Genomic DNA, 17,188 nt, shown 5'->3' with positions numbered 1-17,188 from the left:
GACACCCGTCTAAGCACTGGCTCGCCGTGCCGGCACTCTTGCCGGCGCCACAGACGCGCCACTCGATCCCATGCGTCCGGCCAGACGGCCCAGTGCCGTCTCTCCCTGACCTATGGTGGCAGCTATAGTGTCGGTTTCATTACTTAGATTGCGTAAATGGCCCTCAAGATTTGTCAGCATATTCTGCAATGAGAGCGCCTCGGCCACCCCGGTTTCCGCCTGTGCGCGGCCGCGCCCAAGCGCGGAACGGATGTCCTTGGCCGAGCGGCTGGTGAGCTGGGCCAGCTGGCGCACCTCATCGGCGACCACGGCAAAGCCAGCACCCTTTTCCCCGGCCCGCGCCGCCTCTACCGCGGCATTGAGCGCCAACATATTGGTGCGGAAGGAAACATCTTCGATGGCCTGCACCATCTTGTCGATGTCCAGCGTCATCCGGTCGATCTCGACCACCACCTGACCGGTGCGCTGCGCCGCCAGTTCGGCATCACCGGCCAGCCCCTGCGCCGCCCGGCCCAGGCGCCGCGCCTGCTGGATCTGCTGGACACCACTGCGCATCGATGTGTCGAGCGTTCCGACATCCTCGCGATTGTCTTCGGACGCCGCGTCCATACGCCTCAGGCGCATCTCGAAGCCTTCGACCAGCTCGCTCACCTGCGCCAGCCGGCCTTCGAGCCGGCTGCGCAGCCCGCGCTCGACCGTGATCTGGTCACCCAGCGCGCGCAGCACATCCTCGGCGCGGCGAGCAATCGAGCCCAGCGGCCCATCAAAGGCGTCGGGCAGGTCATCGCGGCCAGCGATCACGCCATCGAGCTGGCGCAGCCCCTCGTCAAGCGCCTCCAGTCCGGAGTTGAGCGCCCCCATGGCCGGGTTGCGCGCCACGGTCGCCGCATCGAAGCGGAAGCCGGTCTGCCCGGCCGCCAGCGCCCCGACAAAGGAATCCAGCTCATCGTCCTCGATATAGCTCCCGGCCGGCACCAGCTCGACCAGGTGCCGATTGGTGGCAATGGCATAGCGGCGCACGGCATAGCGTCGCTCGCCCAGCATGGCCATGGTTTCTTCCGGCACGCCGCCCCCGGCGCCGAGATAGCCCGGGCCAAACAGCGCATCGATTGTCGCGCCTTCCACGGCACCGGCCGCCAGCCGGGCCATGCCGGCGCTCGCCGCCAGGATCACGCCGCCCTCGTCGAGCACAACCACCGGCTCATGCATATGGCCGATGGCGCTCTTGAAGTGATGCGCGCGCTCCAGCCGCTTGCCCAGCCGCCCCACGATCTCGGAAATGCTCAGCACATCATCGGCGCTCTGGCTGAGCCCGGCGGCCAGAGCGACATCGACCAGCATGCGATTGTTCTTGCGATCGAGCCACATCGCCAGGCCGGTGGTGGCCAGCAGCGCCACGACGGCCAGGCCAGCCAGCAGCCCGAACTGCACCGGGCCTGCCACCGTCAGCACCACCAATCCACAGGCCAGCGCAGACGCGCCCAGCCAGATGGCCGCGATGATCAATGCGAGGCGCAGACTGGACATGACAGGGCCGGCGAACCGAAAAACGGCAGGGTTTTGGACATTCTCCAAACCTAAACCGGCAATGGTTAACCAACTCTATAGCAACGCCCCTTGGGGAAAGGCTTTGCTAACCTAAATTGTCAGAGTCTCAATCGAGCGGGCTATTTCTGCCCCATTCTGGCGCACAATTGTCCAATCGGGACAGCAACGACCGGCAAAGACAGTAGATCGTCTCCACCAGCCAATAGAAAAGGCCGCCAACGCGTGGCGGCCCTGATTGGCAATAAGGCCAGAGGCCCTAGAACAGTTCGATATCGTCCACCGGCGGAGCGACCACGACGCGGCGCTTGGCGATCGCCAGTTCTTCGCGGGCCACATTGGCACCGACATCGCTATCGAGGCGCTTGCAGAAAGCGCGGCCGGAATGCGGCTTGAACAGCACGCGCCGCGCATAATTGCCGCCCAGATCCTCGCCCATCATCACATAGCCTTCGTCGGCCATGAAGCTGCGCACGAATTCGATGTTCTTCAGGCCCACATCATCGAGCGAGGCATTGATCTTGCCGCCGCCGAAGATCTTGATCTCCAGGTTGGACTTCTTGCCCGTGCCCTTGCTGAGCACCTTGTTGATCAATTGTTCCATGGCAAAGGCGCCATAGCGGGCCGAGGCGCCGTAGCGATCCTTGGCCGAACCGGACTGCTCGGCCAGAAGGAAATGGTTCATGCCGCCCACATTGGCGACCCGGTCGCGCACGCAGGCGGAGATGCATGACCCCAGGACCGTTGAGAAGGTCAGGTCAACATCGCCAGAAACGTGGCACTCACCCTGATGGACGGTGGTGACAACGCCACGATCGAATTCAGGTGGCAAGGAATTCGGCAGTGCCATAAGCGCTCTCGGGCCCCAGGTAACTTAATTGTTCCGATGGTAGCTTTAAACTCGTTATCCAATCGCTAACCACATCGTTCGATGTCTCAGATTGTGGCAACAGATTGCAAGGCCTGCTTTAGAAATCCCGGGATAGGGTGGCATCACGGGGTTAGGACAACAAGTACATGTCACTGCAGAAACTGGCAAAAGAGCTCGATGAAACAGCACGCCAAAGTGCGGCCATGCTGGAAGGCATTACCGATGCCCTCGAAATTCTGGCCGACAGCAAACTGAACAAGGATGCTGCCGTCCGCGATGCCGTTGCCATGATCATCACGGCCCTGCAGGGTCAGGATCGAATCGAGCAGCGTTGCCACAATCTGGCGCTGGCCACGCGCCAGTTCGCCATTCTCCCGCCCTCCTCACCCGACAGCGTCTATGACGAGGTCTGGGCCAGCCTGACGCTCGATGAACTGCGCGTCCCGGCGCTGTCCGGCATTGCCGCCCACCAGGCGCACGGCGACGTCGACCTGTTCTAGCGCGTAGCGCCCGTCCCTTTGTCTGACTGATCCGCCGCCACGCGCCGGTCGCTTGCACAGTGTTGCAGCGGCCGCTGTGCGCTTTGGCACGCTCACCGGTGTTCTGGCCCGGCCCCGCACAGTCCCACCACACGCGGCAATGAGAAAGGGCGCCTCGCGGCGCCCTCTGCATCTTCGGCAAGATTGGGTGTGGACTAGCCGTCCAGCTTGGCGCCGCTGACCACCGCATGCAGGTCGATCAGGCCAACCATGCGGCTGTCATGGGTGACAATGCCATTGAGCAGTTCGGTATCGACCGAATTGCCCTCGGGCACATTGTGGATGTCTTCGCGCGAGACGGTCAGGATGTCGCTCACCGCATCGACCAGGATGCCGACCCATTTTTCGCCCACGCTCATCACCACCACGACGTGGTTCTTGGTGGGCGAGGTCGGGCCGTCGCCGAAGCGGGCGCGCAGGTCAAAGATCGGCACGATGGTGCCGCGCAGATTGATCACGCCGCGCACGAATTCGCGGGTATTGGGCAGCGGCGTCGCCCCGTTCCAGGCGCGGATTTCGCGCACGGTGGTGATCTCGACGCCATAGGTCTGTTCTCCGATGGAGAACGCAATCAGCTGCATGGAATTGTGAGCGGCGATGGCGGAGTTCTCGCCCGAGTCGTCGCGCAGGTTGAGCGCTTCCATTTGGTCTGCCTTTCTGCCGCCGGTTCTGGACGGCTACGCTTTTACACTCGGCTGTCAGGCCGCATTCTTGTGGATCAGTTGGGTCTTCAGGCCCTGCACATCGACGATCAGCGCGACATTGCCGTCGCCCAGGATCGTGCCGCCGGCAATGCCTTCAACGCGCTCGAAATTCTCTTCGAGCGATTTGATCACGACCTGCTGCTGCCCGATGATGTCGTCAACGATCAGCGCCACCTTCTGGCTGCCTTCGGCCTCGCACAACACCACAAAGCGGCTTTCCGGATCGGTCTGGCCCTTCATGTCGAAGCGCTTGGCCAGGTCGATCACCTGCACATATTCGCCCCGAACCTGCAGCACCTGGCCGCCGCTCGGCACACGTTCGAAGCTGGCGCGCGACACCTGGATGGTTTCCACGATCGAGGACAGCGGCACCACATAGGGGCTGTCGCCGACCTTGACCAGCATGACGTCCAGCACCGCCAGCGTCAGCGGCAGGCGCAGCGTCATGCGCGTGCCCTTGCCGGTGGACGAGCGCACATGCACCGAGCCGCCGATCTTCTTGATATTGCTCAGCACCACGTCCATGCCCACGCCGCGGCCGGACAGGTCGCTGACCTCGGCTGCCGTCGAGAAGCCCGGCGCAAAGATCAGCTGGTCGATCTGCTCGTCGGTCGGATTGGTGTCGGGCGGAATGACGCCCTTGTCGCGCGCCACCTGCAGCACGCGCTCGCGGTTGATGCCGCCGCCATCGTCCTCGACGATGATCAGGATATTGCCACCGGCCTGCTCGGCCGACAGGCGAATCGTGCCGGTTTCGCTCTTGCCGCGGCCCAGGCGCACCTCGGGCTGCTCAATGCCATGATCGGCCGAATTGCGGATCATATGCGTCAGCGGATCGCTGAGCTGCTCGATCACGGTCTTGTCGATTTCCGTGTTCTCGCCGATCGTTTCGAGCTTGATCTTCTTGCCCGTCTTGGTGGCCAGTTCGCGCACCAGGCGCGGCATGCGCGAGAACACCGATTTGACCGGCTGGGCGCGGATGGCCATCACCGAATCCTGCAGGCCACGCGTGGTCTGCGCCAACACTTCCAGGCCGCGCACCAGCTCGGTATAGCGGGCGCGCAGGGTCTCATCCATCTGCTGGGTGAGCATGGACTGGGTAATCACCAGCTCGCCCACCATGTTGACCACGCGGTCGACCTTGTCGAGGTCCACGCGGATCGACTGCACGCCAACAGCGCGACCGGCATGCTCTTCGCCGTCGGCAGCCGGAGCCGCTGCAGCCAGCGCCGTCGGCTTGGCGCGCGGCGGCGCAGCCGGCTTGGGCGGCGGCGCCATGGTTTCGGCCAGCTCGGAAAAGCTCAGGCCCGGCGCTTCTTCAAACTTGTCCTGTGCGCTGGCGGCACTGGCGGCCTTGGCAGACGATTTGGCAGCGGACTTGGCCGGCGCAACGCCCACCTCGTCGTCGGCCAGCGCCAGCAGGTCGAGGCCCGCATCGGCCGCTGCGGCCGGAGCCGACTTGGCGGACGCCGGCGCCGCACTCGCGCCAACCTGGGTGACCGTGATGTCGCAGTCGCCTTCGACGAATTCAAACACTTCCCGGATCGCCGCCTCGGTCAGCGTGGGCGAGACAATGCTGATCTCCCACGAACAATAGACGGCAAACGGCTCGAAATTGGCCAGCGGCGGGATTTCCCCGAGCACGGCGCGCGTATGCATCTGGCCCAGGGCCGCCAGTTCGCGGAACAGCAGCAGGGGATCATTGGCGCGCTCATAAAGCGCGCGGTGTGGGGTGAAGATGACTTCCCAATGGCCCGATTCGGGCTGCAGCGGGGCGGTATCGAAGGCGTCCTCGGCCGGGGCTGCGTCGTCCTCGGCAGGCGCCTCGAGATTGACCATCACCGGGGTGAAGTCGATATCGAACTCTTCGATGATCTCGCCACCGGTCTCGTCGTCGTCATCGGCCGATTCGCCGCGCGCCAGGGCGTCGAAGCGCTCTTTTTCTTCCATGCCATAGTCGGCAGCCAGCACATCGCCGGACTGCGCCGCCTTGACGTGGTCGGCGATAATATCATTGGCGCGGATGCACAGCGCGCAAACATCGTCGGTCAGCTCGACCCGGCCATCGCGCACATAGTCCAGAAGGGTTTCGTAAGCATGGGCAAAGCCCACCAGAGCGGAGAACCCGAACGCGCCGGCGCCGCCCTTGATCGAGTGAATGGCCCGGAACACTGCATTGAGGCGATCGGAGTCACGCTCACCCGCCTCGATGGCGGCGAACTGTTCTTCCAGCTCGTTCAGGAGCTCGGAGCATTCGTCGAAATAGGTCGCTTTGAAGTCGTCGAGATCGCTCATACGAAACCGTCCAACCCTAGAGGGCTCTGGATGCTTAGTGGACTACGCGGTGAATGACGGAGATCAGTTTCTCCGGATCAAACGGCTTAACGATCCAGCCCGTGCCGCCAGCGGCCTTGCCCTGGTCGCGCTTGTCCTGGCTGGTCTCGGTGGTCAGGATCAGGATGGGCAGGCTCTGGTGATTGCCAGTGGCCCGCACATGGCGGATGAACTCGATGCCGTCCATCACCGGCATGTTGATGTCGGTGATCACCACATCCACCGATTCCTTCATCAGCACGTTCAGCCCCTGCTGCCCGTCTTCGGCCTGCAGAACTTCAAATCCCGCATTGCTCAACGTGTGATGCAACATGGCGAGAATTGTTCTTGAATCGTCCACGGTCAGAACGCGCAAAGTCGTCATCCTCTCATCATCCCTGAAAACTGGGCATCCAGGCCCAGCCGCTCGATAGCGGCAGCAAAGGCAGGGCTCGGCTGCTCTATCGCGAAATCAAAACGGTTCCTGCGTGCCGTTTCCGCAGCGCTGATCAGCATGAACAGCGCATTGGTGCTCACCCGTTCCACCGCATTGGCGGAAATGGTCACTGCACCTTCATCGAGCGCATCCACCAGCACGTCGCGGACACCCTCAAGGGAGTCGAGATCCACGATTGCGGGCAGCGCGACGGATTTTCCGGCCTGTTTGACCATGACGAATGAGAGCCCCCAGAGTTTCTCCGTCACCAGTTTCCATGCGAACGGTTTAAGAAGTGCTAAATTCCGGTCCGGAACCTACAAGACTCCCTGCAGAATGCGGCATGATCGGCCCCACCAGCGCCTTTGCCGCCCCCCATCTGCCCGGCCACGGCCCGACCACCCCTGCGCGGTTTTTCTTGCGTTGCACGCACCCGCGGGGCTAGGCAGGCACACCAGCCTCGATCGGACCCGTCATGACTTCAAAAATCGCCCTGACCGGACTTGCCCGCGACCTCGCCGCGCGGGCGCAAACCGGCAAGCCCATCCGCGTTGGCGTGATAGGCTCGGGCGAAATGGGCACCGATCTGGTGACGCAGATGTCGCTGATGACCGGCATCGAAATGGCCGCCATCGCCACGCGCCGCCCCCATACCGCACTCGAGGCCATGACCATTGCCTATGGCGAGGATTCCCGCGGCAAGGTGACGGACTCCCCGGCCCAGGCCACCGCCGCCATCGAAGCTGGCAAGATTGCCATCACCTCGGCCGAAACCCTGGTGACCACGCCCAATATCGACGTGGTCATCGACGCCACCGGCAAGCCGGGCGTTGCCGCCGACTATGACCTGTTGGCCATGGAACACGGCAAGCATCTGGTGATGATGAATGTCGAGGCCGATGTGACCATCGGCCCCTATCTCAAGGCCCAGGCCGACCGGCTGGGCGTGATCTATTCGGTGGGGGCCGGCGACGAGCCCAGTTCCTGCATGGAGCTGATCGAATTCGTCAGTGCCCTGGGCCTGCCCATTGTGGCGGCCGGCAAGGGCAAGAACAATCCGCTCAACTATGACGCCGTGCCCGACGACTATCGCGAGGAAGCCATCCGCCGCAACATGAACCCCCGCATGCTGGTGGAGTTCGTGGATGGCTCCAAGACCATGGTGGAAATGGCCGCCATCGCCAATGCCACCGGCCTGGTCCCCGACGTGCCGGGCATGCACGGCCCCAAGACCGACCGCGACGACATGGCCAAGGTGTTGATTCCCAAGGCCGATGGCGGGATTCTCAACAAGATGGGCGTTGTCGACTATACCGTCGGCAAGGGCGTGGCCCCCGGCGTCTTCGTCATCGTCAAGGCCGAGCACCCCCGCATCATCGAGCGGATGGATGATCTGCACATCGGCCATGGGCCCTATTATGCCTTCTTCCGGCCCTATCACCTGACGAGCCTGGAAGTCCCGCTCACCTGCGCGCGCATCATGCTGCATGGCAAGCCCGACATGGTGCCCCTGCCCCAGCCGGTGGCCGAGGTCTGCGCCGTGGCCAAGCGCGACCTCAAGCCGGGCGAAACCTTTGATGCTATTGGGGAAACCTGCTATCGCAGCTATACCATGACCATCGCTGACAGCCGCGCCGCCAAGGCCGTTCCGGTCGGCCTGCTCGAAGGCGGCAAGGTGACGGCAGCGGTCAAAAAGGGCGAATTGCTGACATCAGCCAATAGCCAGCCCGACACCAGCACCCGCCTGTTTGCCCTGCGCCAGGCGCAGGACCGCATGCTCGGCCTGCTCTAGCAGCCCGGTGCGCCAGCAGTCTCCCTTCAGTTCATTCCGCTAACGTCCGGTTAGCCCGAACCGCAACACAACGGGCGCTTGCCCGCAGGCGGGCGGACATGAGAAGAGGATGGCACCATGCGCCCCACCATCCTGGTGGGGACACGTTCAGCCAGAGGCCAGTCCCGTGCACGTCATTCCAACCATCCTCGTCGCCCTGGTGGCACTGCTGCATCTCTACATCATGGTGCTGGAAATGTTCCTGTGGACCACGCCGCGCGGCCACAAGGCCTTTGGCCTCAGCCCCGAGTTTGCACAGACCACCAAGGTGATGGCCGCCAACCAGGGCCTCTACAACGGCTTCCTGGCCGCCGGCCTGATCTGGGGCCTGGTCTATCCCGACCCCTATTTCGCCTGGCAGATCCAGATGTTCTTCCTGGCCTGCGTGGCCGTGGCCGGGCTCTATGGCGCCGCCACCTCGAGCCGCAAGATCCTGTTCATCCAGACTGTGCCGGCCGTGATCACCATCCTGGCCGTGATCTTCCTCTAGGCGCCAAAAAAGCATCGCCGTCCCCCAGGAGGGACGGCGGCACGCTTGCGGCAACCTCAGGACGCAGAGCGGTCAGACCGCGAAGGCCGCCAGCACCCGCACCCAGCTGCGAATGCCGCGGTGAAAGCTCTCGAGATCATATTTCTCATTGGGGCTGTGGATCTGATCATCCACATGGGCAAAGCCGATCAACAGCGTATCGAGCCCCAGGATGCGCTTGAAATCGCCGGCGACCGGGATCGAGCCCCCCGAGCCGGTGATCACAGCGGGCTTGCCCCATTCGGCCGAGAGCCCGGCCAGCGCCTGCTGCAGATAAACGCCATCGCTGGGCACGGTAATGGCGCGCGAACCGCCATGGGCATGAAAGCTGACCGAACAATCGGCCGGGATCATCGCCTCGACATGGCGGCGGAAGGCGGCGCGGATCTTTTCCGGGTCCATGCCCGAGACGAGGCGGAAGCTGATCTTGGCGCTGGCCTTGGCGGGAATGACCGTCTTGAAGCCATCCCCGGTATAGCCGCCGATCATGCCATTGATCTCGCAGGTCGGCCGCGCCCAGAGCATTTCGAGCACGCTGCGATTGGCCTCGCCGGCCGGCTGCGACAGGCCCGCTTCACCCAGGAACGCCTTGTCATCAAAGCCCAGGCCGGCCCATTGCGCCTTGAGCTCGGGACTGATCTCGGCGACATCGTCATAAAAGCCGGGCAGCGTCACGCTGCCATCGGGCGCGCGCAGGCTGGCAATGATCTCGGCCAACAGCTGATTGGGATTGCGCGCGGCATTGCCGAACATGCCCGAATGCAGATCCTTGTTGGCGCAGGTGACGGTGATCTCCTCGGCCACCATGCCGCGCAACATGGTGGTGACCGATGGCGTCTGCCGGTCCCACATGTCGGTGTCGCACACCAGCGCCACATCGGCGGCGCCCAGCTCGGCCTTGTTGGCCTCCATGAAGGGCGGCAGGTTCTTGCCGCCGCTTTCCTCTTCGCCCTCCAGCATCAGCGAGACGCGCACCGGCAGCGATCCCGTCGCCGCCTTCCAGGCGCGGCAGGCCTCGATGAAGGTCAGCATCTGGCCCTTGTCGTCCGACGCGCCCCGCGCCACGATGATCTTGCGGCCGGCGGCATCGGTGGTCAGCACCGGCTCGAACGGATCGCTGTGCCACAGCGCCAGCGGATCGACCGGCTGCACGTCATAATGGGCATAAAACAGCACATGCGGGCCCGCCTGATCCGGCCCATGCGCCACCACAACCGGATGGCCCGGCGTCGCCCGCGCCTCGGCGGCAAAGCCCAGGCCATTGAGCTCGACCACCAGCCAATCTGCCGCGCGCTGGCATTCGGCGGCATAGGCCGGATCGGTGGAGATGGACTTGATGCGCAACAGGCCGTAGAGCCGCTCCAGGCTCTGGTCGAGCCCGGCGTCAACGGCGGCCAGCACCTGGTCGACGGCGGCGGGGGAGAGTTTGGTGTCGGACATGGCGGCGATTCCTTTTTGCCGCAACACTGTCCAAGCGAGCCCGCCCTGTCCAGCCTTGCTTGTGTCCATAGCGGGCAAGGTCTAACTCATATAGTAACACTAATGGTCGCCACCGGAACGGCGGCCGCAGCAGGAGGGGAACAGGCCATGGCCAGCACACCGCAGGATCAGCGCACATCGGGCGAGTTGATGGCCGCCATCGCTGGCCGCGTGCCGCTGCGGAACCTGCATTCCCAGGTGCTCTGGCACCTGGGCGTGGCCATTGTGCGCGGCGACTATCCCGAAGGCTCCATCCTGCCCTCCGACAGCGAATTGCTGCAGCAGTTCGCCGTGTCGCGCACCGTGCTGCGCGAAGCCCTCAAGACCCTGGCTGCCAAAGGCATGATCGAGGCGCGCGCCCGCATCGGCACCCGCGTGCTGCCCCATGCGCGCTGGAACCTGTTCGACGCCGATGTGCTGGCCTGGCATTTCGAGACCGGGCCCGACCTGGGCTTTCTGCGCAGCCTGTCGGAAATCCGCATCGGCATCGAGCTGGAATCGGCGGCCCTGGCCGCCAGCCGCCGCACGCCCGAACAGGCTGCCGCCCTGCTCGATTGCGCCCGCCGCATGGGCGAGGCCGCCACGCCCGAAGACTTTGCCCGCACCGACCTCGAATTCCACCGCACCGTGGCCGAGGCGACCTCGAACCCCTTCATGGCCTCGATCAGCACGCTGGTGGAACTGGCGCTGACCGCCGCCTTCACCTTCAGCTCCCCGGTGCGCGATCCCGCCGCCATGGAGGCCACCGTCGCCGCGCATGGCCGCATCGCCCGCGCCATCGAGGCCGGCGACCCCGACGAGGCGCGCGACGCCATGAAGGCCGTCATCACCACCGGCTTTGCCCGCGCCGCCGCGCGCATGGAGGGCGAAGGGGCCTGACCCCCGCCAGCGCTATTTGGATTGTCGGCGCGCGCGGCAACTGACCTGGCCACCGACTTGGCCATCAGTACCAAGGCGACGATCATCAGCGTGGTTGTCGCGGCGCGACTAAATGAATCCAAGATCGACGCGCCACTGGTCCCCCAAATGGGCAGGCGTCAGCGCATCGGGCAGATGGGTTGTCATCGACAGACGCAGCCGGAACACTCGCCGCAGGCCTTACCGGTTCTGCCGATGTCACCAGCACCAGACGAGAGTGTTTTCCTCGCCAGTCGTTTGCAAAATAATGGCCACAGCCCCATGCGAGGCATCGATTCCTGCAGACCTGCGGCGCAGGCCGGCGAGCCCCTTTGCGCCACCCATACCGCGACCGCGGCAGTTCGGTCGAAGAGGGTGGTACGCAGGAGCAAGAACAGGGCTGGGGAGAGACAGATTGAAGACGTCCTGAGACTGGGCGACGTAGGGGTTGCGCGTGGGCAATGCTACCCCTTCGTTCAGTCCGTCAATCGGGTCGAGTTCATCTGCATGCTCATAGTTCCAACACCACACCTCGCCCTCGTCGCCGCTGCATTTTCTTGTCTTGCCGTCCCTGCAGTCGCGCAGTCCGCCCCCGAGAACCGGTCGCTCCCGCGCCTGGAGGCGATCCAGCCGCTGGGTTCGAGCGGGACAGCGGGGCCGATCCGCAATGTGCAGATCACCGTCTCCGGCGCCTATGCCAATGCGGTCAATACCAACCAGCCCACATCGCGCGACCAGAAGACCTGGGTGGGTAGCCTGGGCGTCTCGGCCGATCTGGGCGACTGGATGTATGCCGGCATCACCGGTACCTATTCGCGCGAGGACATCACCTCGACCAACCTCGCCTTTGCCCTGCCCATGGCGGGCCTTGCCAATGTGCTGGGTGTCGACGGCATGGTGGGCGTGCGCCCGCTCCCCTTCCTGGCCATGGGCGTGACCGCGGGCATGGGCCGCTCGGATGCGTCCTATCGCTTCACGGGCGTGGGCATGGCCGGGCCCGCCACGCCCGCCGATGGGTCCACCGCGCGCCTGGGCGCCTTCATGGCGGCCTTCTACCAGCTCGACCGGTTGGGCCTGACAGCCAAGGCCGAGCTGCTGGGCAGTGCCTCCAATATCACCTATGGCCCCGGCAATATTCCGGCCTCCGACAGCTTCGGCAACACGCTGCTGGTGGTGAGTGTGGGCGCAAAATACGCCCTCACTGACCAGTTGAGCGTCACCGGTGGCGCGGGCCTGGTGCAGCTGATCTCCGAAAAAGTGCCGGCGGCGCAGACCGGGCTCGACCCCAGCTGGGGCCTGCTCGAGGCTGGGCTCGACTACCAGCTGACCGACCAGCTCTCCATCGGCGGCCGGCTCACCACCTGGGTGTTCAACGACCGCATGAGTTTCAACCGCGCTGCCGTCTCGGCGACCTACAGCTTCTAGGAGAGGTTCCCATGGCCCTTTTTCGCTCCACCAAGCCGGTCTGGCGCGCGTTGGGTGTGCTCGCCCTGGCTCTGCCTCTCGCAGCCTGCGACGTGGCGATGAACTCTATGGTTGCTTATTACGACCTGCCCCCCGCCGAACGTCAGGAATTCATCCGCCAGACTTTTGGGGAGGGCAAGCAGATCGGTTCTTTCATCAGCGGCGAGATGATCCTGGGGACGGCGGCGCTCTATGTCAGCTTCGACGAGTTCCGAGCGCTCATCGTGGATGAGGAAAGCCTCTACCGCTATGGCCTCGGCCTCTATCTCGCCCGGTTTCCAACCACCACCTACGAAGAGTTCACGCGGCAAACCACGAACGTGATCACCGGCGAAATCTTCATCAGCCGCGAGCAGTTCGACTTCTACCGCAGCTGGGGCATGGCCTATTACGACGAAATCCGGTCCCGCCCGGAAAACCGCTATCTCGTTGAGCGCGAGGAATTGTTCCGCAAGCGGGTGCAGCCCATGGAACAGGAGATGAAGGAAATCGGGATCGGCCCCTATATCGAGTTGATCCATGACACCGACAAGCTCAACAAGCTGCTGACTGATGATCGCTTCGCACAGGACTGGCTCATCAGGGCCCTTGACGAACCCAAGCCGCGCAGCAGCGGAAACTGGCCCGGCACGCTGGGGCCGGTGCAGACGCCCGTGTCGCCCGGTACGGCCAGCTAGTGCCCCATTGCCGGGCGCTACACACTGGCGCTGAGCACAAGCGAGCCAATGCCAAATGCGATCTGACCGGTTCCGGCAATCGGTGAGATCGTCTATCGCCCGCCTTTGCGCACCTCCGAGGGCGCCACACCAAAGCGGCGGCGGAACATGCGGGAGAAATTGACCGTGTCATAAAGCCCGCATTGCTGGGCGATATCGCCAATGCTCAATTCTATCGGCGCGTGCTCCAGCATGTCGCGCGCGCGATCAAGCCGCATCTCGCGGATGGCTTCGGCCACACCCAAGTCCTGCGCGGCAAAGGCCCGATACAGCGTGGCCCGCGAAACCCCCAGGGCCCCCGCCACCCGTTGCGCCTCAAGCTGGGGATCGGCGAGCCGATTGGCAATATAGCGCAGTGCTGTGTGAAACAGCGCATGGTCTTCGCTCATCGGCTGGTCGTTCTGGCTGCGCGGCGCCAGCGCAAACAGCATCAGCTGGATGGATTGCTCCATCAAGAAGCCCTGCGCCTCTGTGCCCAATTTCGCGTGATACTGTCCCAACCGGCGCAGTTGCTCGCCCACCAGATGGCGCATCGACGACATGGCCAGCCGCGCCATGAGCGTGCTTGCATCGGGAACATCCTCGCCCAGCACGCCCTGCACATCGCTCCGGCGCAGCACGATGAAACTGGCCTGGTGCTCGGTCCAATGCACCTGGCTGGGCTGGCTGGCGTCATAGACGAACAGGCCGTTGGCCTGGGTCACCAGCCTCTGGCCCGCGCGATCGGTCGTCATCCGGCGCCCGGCGCGCACCAGGCCGATGCTGATCGTGCCCAGTCCGTCCCGCTCGAACTGCTGGCGTGTGCGGTGGCCGCTGATGGCCGAGGATCGAGTCTCGAAGAAATCGGCGCGGTGGTAGCTGAGCCCCGTCGCCCGCGCCTGAAAGGTGCCAGCGGCCTCGCGTGCCCGGTCTGGTGCAAAGTCGGAGAAGGCCAGGTCACACCAATAGTCATAGCGTGAGCGGTCGGGCACGCCATCGGTCGATACACGGACAAGGCTGGGGGTCTCGGAATAGCCATAGCGGTCCATGCGCCATGGGCCCAGCTCCGGCTTCCACGTCCATGCCTCACCCATGCTGCCCTCTTCCATTCTCCCGGCGACAGCTTATTGTGCAGGTCGATTTTGGCAATCCTGTTGTGTGGCACTTCATGCGCGCTGAGCGGATCACGGCGGACCCCGGCTTTGCTCCTCTACTCTGTACCCAGGCCCTGACCGCGCTGCATCACAATCTGCTCCGCTCGGCCGTGTTGACCATGATTGCTTTCGGCGCCATCGACACGGGCGCCTGGCCAGTCGAATCTGTCGTTGGGGCCACCACGATTCTGGCAGTTGTGCCGTATGTTGTACTGTCGCTGTCCGCCGGACGCTGGACTGACCGCTGGTCGCGCGCCGGCGTCATCCGCCTGTGCAAGCTAGCCGAGGTGGCCATCGCCGGTATCGCTGCTGTCGGCCTGCTGAGCGGAAATCTGGCCATGCTGCTGGCGGCCGTGCTGGTTTGCGGCGTCGAGGCGGCGGTGCTGGGCCCGGCTAAATTCGCCATCCTGCCAGAGCTCGTTGCAGCCAAGCGTCTTGTCGCTGCCAATTCCTGGGTCACGGCAACCAGCACCATCGCCATTCTGCTTGGGCTGGTGCTCGGCAATGTTCTGGCAGCGATATCCTCGGGTCCCGGGCTATTGTCCATATTGGGCGTTACGCTGGCTTTGGCTGGCGTTGGTCTGTCCCGCGCCATCCCGGATGCCGAGGCCCCCCAGGCTGGTTTGGCATCGTCCGCCTGGAGCGACGCCGCCCGTATTCTGACTGAGGTCGCTCGACAGCCCCCAGTTCTCCTGGCCATCCTGGGCTGCAGCTGGTTCTGGTTCCAGGGTGCCTTCAACACGACCGCCATTCCCCTGCTCATTGCCGCGATGGGCGAGGGGGAGGTCGCTGTGTCCATCGTCTTCCTGGTTTCAAGCATCTGCGTGGCAGCCGGCGCCATGGTGGCGCGCCTTGTTCAGGGCAAGCTCAGCCACCCTGCCGTCCCGGCTGCCGTCGCCCTGATGACGGTGCTGCCCGCGACCGACATCGGCTTTTTGTCGGCAGCCCATTCCTATTCCCGGCTCCTGATTGATATTGCGCTGATGTCCACTGCGTCCGGGCTCTACATCGTTCCGGTTGGCCTGGCCATGCAGGTCCTGCCGCCGGCGGCCGACCGCGGGCGATACATCGGGATCAACCACGTGTTCAACGGCCTCGCCATGCTCTTGGCTGGCGCATGCGTCGCAGGACTTGGTGTGCTGTCAATGCGCCCGGACAGCGCAATTGGCAGCATCGGCGTGATGAGCGCCTGCGTCGCCATCATCACGCTGCCGACCCTGCTGCCAAGCCTAACAGCCTTTCGGACAAGGTCAGCGACCGCGGATCTCGCCGCATAGCCAAGACAGACGCCCTGACGCACCTCGAGGAGCCAACAGCTGCATTCGTCCGTCCGTGGGGATGTCTGTCGGGTCGAGCTTGCGGCGCGGGGCAAGGGCAAACGGGAATATGCCGTGCCGAGAGCTTTGCAGATAGGTCGGGTCGAACACGCCAATGTCCCACTTGGATGTCCCACCAAGCAAAACCCGCAGCAAAGTCTTTGGCCTTTATCGGAATGGTGGAGCTGAGCGGGATCGAACCGCTGACCTCGTCATTGCGAACGACGCGCTCTCCCAACTGAGCTACAGCCCCGTTCCGACGGCACTGATATGGACAAAATCGGAGGCGAGGGCAAGGGGGTGCTTTGGCTCTGCGCCCCCCTGCGCAGCTCAGACATGACCGAAGGCGATCAGGCTCCTGGCGGTGGCGATGACGGCCTCGTCGGCCGGGATCAGCGTCCGGCCCAGCCGCTGCGGGCCGCGACGACCGTCGACGCGCTTGACCACGCCCAACTCGCCCAGATTGTCGCGCACGTCACGGTCGAACAGTGCCACAAGGCGCAGCACCCAATCGGGCAGTTCGCGCGTGGGAATGCGGCGATCCGGAAAGGCCGGGCGCAGCAGCGCGCCCAGCTGCGCCATGGAATAGCTGCCCTGCGAGGCGATGCAGCGCTGGCCGCCAGCCGCCGGATTGGTCATGGCATCAATCTGCAAGGCCGCCACATCGCGCACATCGATCAGCGAGAAGCTGAGGCGCGGCACGGCGGGGAGGCGCCCGTCGATCAGGCGCCGGACCATCATCGATGACGTACCAGGGTCTTGATCGAGCAAGGGCCCCAGGATCACCGCCGGATTGATCACCGCCAGATCATTGTGACGCCCGGCCGCATCCACCAGCGCCCAGGCGGCCTGTTCGGCCAGGGCCTTGGAGGCCGGATAGGCCCCGGTGGCCGGCGATTGCAGATTGCTCCAATCGGCCTCGGTCATCACCCGCCCATAGTCGGCATGGCCATATTGGATGGCGGCAATCGAGGAGGTGAGCACAATGCGCTCCACGCCACTGGCCAGGGCCGCCGTGACGGCGCGGCGCGTGCCCTCGACAGCCGGGCCGATCAGCTCCTGCGGGTCCTTAGGCGTCTCCAGCACAAAGGGCGAGGCGGTATGCTGTAGATAGCGCACGCCAGCCATGGCCTCGGCCCAGCCGGTGTCGCGTGTCAGGTCCAGCGCCACGAACTCGAGCCGGCTGGTGTCGGCGCCGGCGCGGGTCAGGGTCTGACGCACCGCATCGGCCTTTGCCAGTTGGCGCAGGCTCCCCCGCACGCTATAGCCTGAATTGAGCAACTGCAGGGCGACATGGCCGCCCAGGAAGCCGGATATCCCGGTAACAAGAACACGATCGGACATGGGTCTCTCCCGATGAAACTGAACGATATGTATGATATTCGTTCAATTCGTTCAATAGGCGGAGAGCACTG

At 64.3% G+C, this 17,188-nt stretch carries 16 protein-coding genes and 1 tRNA gene; 7 read left to right on the top strand and 10 right to left on the bottom strand.

The window, feature by feature from the left end; all coding sequences use genetic code 11:
• Positions 1–9: 9 nt before the first annotated feature.
• Positions 10–1,527, bottom strand: coding sequence for a methyl-accepting chemotaxis protein (locus E8M79_RS04395; protein WP_137150694.1), 1,518 nt, complete (start codon positions 1,525–1,527; stop codon positions 10–12).
• A 277-nt stretch (positions 1,528–1,804) separates the two neighbouring features.
• Complete coding sequence (locus tag E8M79_RS04390) at positions 1,805–2,395, bottom strand: chemotaxis protein CheD (protein ID WP_137150693.1); 591 nt, start codon at positions 2,393–2,395, stop codon at positions 1,805–1,807.
• A 167-nt stretch (positions 2,396–2,562) separates the two neighbouring features.
• Between E8M79_RS04390 and E8M79_RS04385 the strand changes: the two genes are divergently transcribed.
• Entirely contained in the window at positions 2,563–2,916 is a 354-nt protein-coding gene (locus tag E8M79_RS04385; RefSeq protein ID WP_137150692.1) for a hypothetical protein, read from the top strand.
• Positions 2,917–3,110: 194 nt separating this feature from the next.
• On the opposite strand, the gene E8M79_RS04380 is transcribed toward E8M79_RS04385, so the two are convergent.
• The 4 genes from E8M79_RS04380 to E8M79_RS04365 are packed head-to-tail and all read right to left on the bottom strand — an operon-like array spanning position 3,111 to position 6,677.
• Positions 3,111–3,599, bottom strand: a complete 489-nt coding sequence (locus tag E8M79_RS04380) for a chemotaxis protein CheW (RefSeq protein WP_137150691.1) — start codon at positions 3,597–3,599, stop codon at positions 3,111–3,113.
• Between the two features lie 54 nt (positions 3,600–3,653).
• Entirely contained in the window at positions 3,654–5,954 is a 2,301-nt protein-coding gene (locus E8M79_RS04375; RefSeq protein WP_137150690.1) for a chemotaxis protein CheA, read from the bottom strand.
• A 34-nt stretch (positions 5,955–5,988) separates the two neighbouring features.
• On the bottom strand, positions 5,989–6,357 hold the full coding sequence (locus E8M79_RS04370) for a response regulator (RefSeq protein ID WP_171015700.1): 369 nt from the start codon (positions 6,355–6,357) through the stop codon (positions 5,989–5,991).
• Complete coding sequence (locus tag E8M79_RS04365) at positions 6,354–6,677, bottom strand: STAS domain-containing protein (protein WP_137150688.1); 324 nt, start codon at positions 6,675–6,677, stop codon at positions 6,354–6,356. The genes E8M79_RS04370 and E8M79_RS04365 overlap by 4 nt, the downstream gene beginning before the upstream one ends.
• Before the next feature lie 206 nt (positions 6,678–6,883).
• Between E8M79_RS04365 and E8M79_RS04360 the strand changes: the two genes are divergently transcribed.
• Both E8M79_RS04360 and E8M79_RS04355 read left to right on the top strand, forming a co-directional pair.
• Complete coding sequence (locus E8M79_RS04360) at positions 6,884–8,200, top strand: NAD(P)H-dependent oxidoreductase (RefSeq protein ID WP_137150687.1); 1,317 nt, start codon at positions 6,884–6,886, stop codon at positions 8,198–8,200.
• Between the two features lie 166 nt (positions 8,201–8,366).
• The gene (locus E8M79_RS04355; protein ID WP_137150686.1) at positions 8,367–8,729 is read left to right on the top strand and encodes a DUF1304 domain-containing protein; all 363 of its coding nucleotides are present in this window, start codon (positions 8,367–8,369) and stop codon (positions 8,727–8,729) included.
• A 72-nt stretch (positions 8,730–8,801) separates the two neighbouring features.
• Here E8M79_RS04355 and E8M79_RS04350 read toward each other — a convergent pair whose 3' ends face one another.
• Positions 8,802–10,208: a M20/M25/M40 family metallo-hydrolase gene (locus tag E8M79_RS04350; RefSeq protein WP_137150685.1), complete on the bottom strand. Its 1,407-nt coding sequence runs from the start codon at positions 10,206–10,208 to the stop codon at positions 8,802–8,804.
• Positions 10,209–10,355: 147 nt separating this feature from the next.
• On the opposite strand from E8M79_RS04350, the gene E8M79_RS04345 reads away from it, so the two are divergent.
• The 3 genes from E8M79_RS04345 (at position 10,356) to E8M79_RS04335 (ending at position 13,285) form a co-directional block, all read left to right on the top strand.
• Positions 10,356–11,126 carry a FadR/GntR family transcriptional regulator gene (locus tag E8M79_RS04345; protein ID WP_248304882.1) on the top strand — a complete coding sequence of 257 codons (771 nt, stop codon included), beginning with the start codon at positions 10,356–10,358 and terminating at the stop codon, positions 11,124–11,126.
• Between the two features lie 525 nt (positions 11,127–11,651).
• Entirely contained in the window at positions 11,652–12,569 is a 918-nt protein-coding gene (locus E8M79_RS04340; RefSeq protein ID WP_137150684.1) for a hypothetical protein, read from the top strand.
• 11 nt (positions 12,570–12,580) lie between these two features.
• Positions 12,581–13,285, top strand: coding sequence for a hypothetical protein (locus E8M79_RS04335; RefSeq protein WP_137150683.1), 705 nt, complete (start codon positions 12,581–12,583; stop codon positions 13,283–13,285).
• 92 nt (positions 13,286–13,377) lie between these two features.
• On the opposite strand, the gene E8M79_RS04330 is transcribed toward E8M79_RS04335, so the two are convergent.
• The gene (locus tag E8M79_RS04330; RefSeq protein WP_171015698.1) at positions 13,378–14,397 is read right to left on the bottom strand and encodes a helix-turn-helix domain-containing protein; all 1,020 of its coding nucleotides are present in this window, start codon (positions 14,395–14,397) and stop codon (positions 13,378–13,380) included.
• Here E8M79_RS04330 and E8M79_RS04325 point away from each other — a divergent pair.
• Positions 14,358–15,734, top strand: coding sequence for an MFS transporter (locus E8M79_RS04325; protein WP_137150681.1), 1,377 nt, complete (start codon positions 14,358–14,360; stop codon positions 15,732–15,734). The genes E8M79_RS04330 and E8M79_RS04325 overlap by 40 nt on opposite strands.
• 216 nt (positions 15,735–15,950) lie before the next feature.
• Here the strand turns inward: E8M79_RS04325 and E8M79_RS04320 are convergent.
• Positions 15,951–16,026: transfer RNA gene (locus E8M79_RS04320), tRNA-Ala, on the bottom strand.
• 77 nt (positions 16,027–16,103) lie between these two features.
• On the bottom strand, positions 16,104–17,117 hold the full coding sequence (locus E8M79_RS04315; RefSeq protein ID WP_137150680.1) for an aldehyde reductase: 1,014 nt from the start codon (positions 17,115–17,117) through the stop codon (positions 16,104–16,106).
• Positions 17,118–17,188 lie beyond the last annotated feature (71 nt).

This window comes from Devosia sp. FKR38, from assembly GCF_005222805.1.
In the GTDB taxonomy this organism is placed as follows: domain Bacteria; phylum Pseudomonadota; class Alphaproteobacteria; order Rhizobiales; family Devosiaceae; genus Devosia.
Note: the sequence above shows the minus strand (reverse complement) of the source record. Positions and strands in the feature narration are given on the sequence as shown.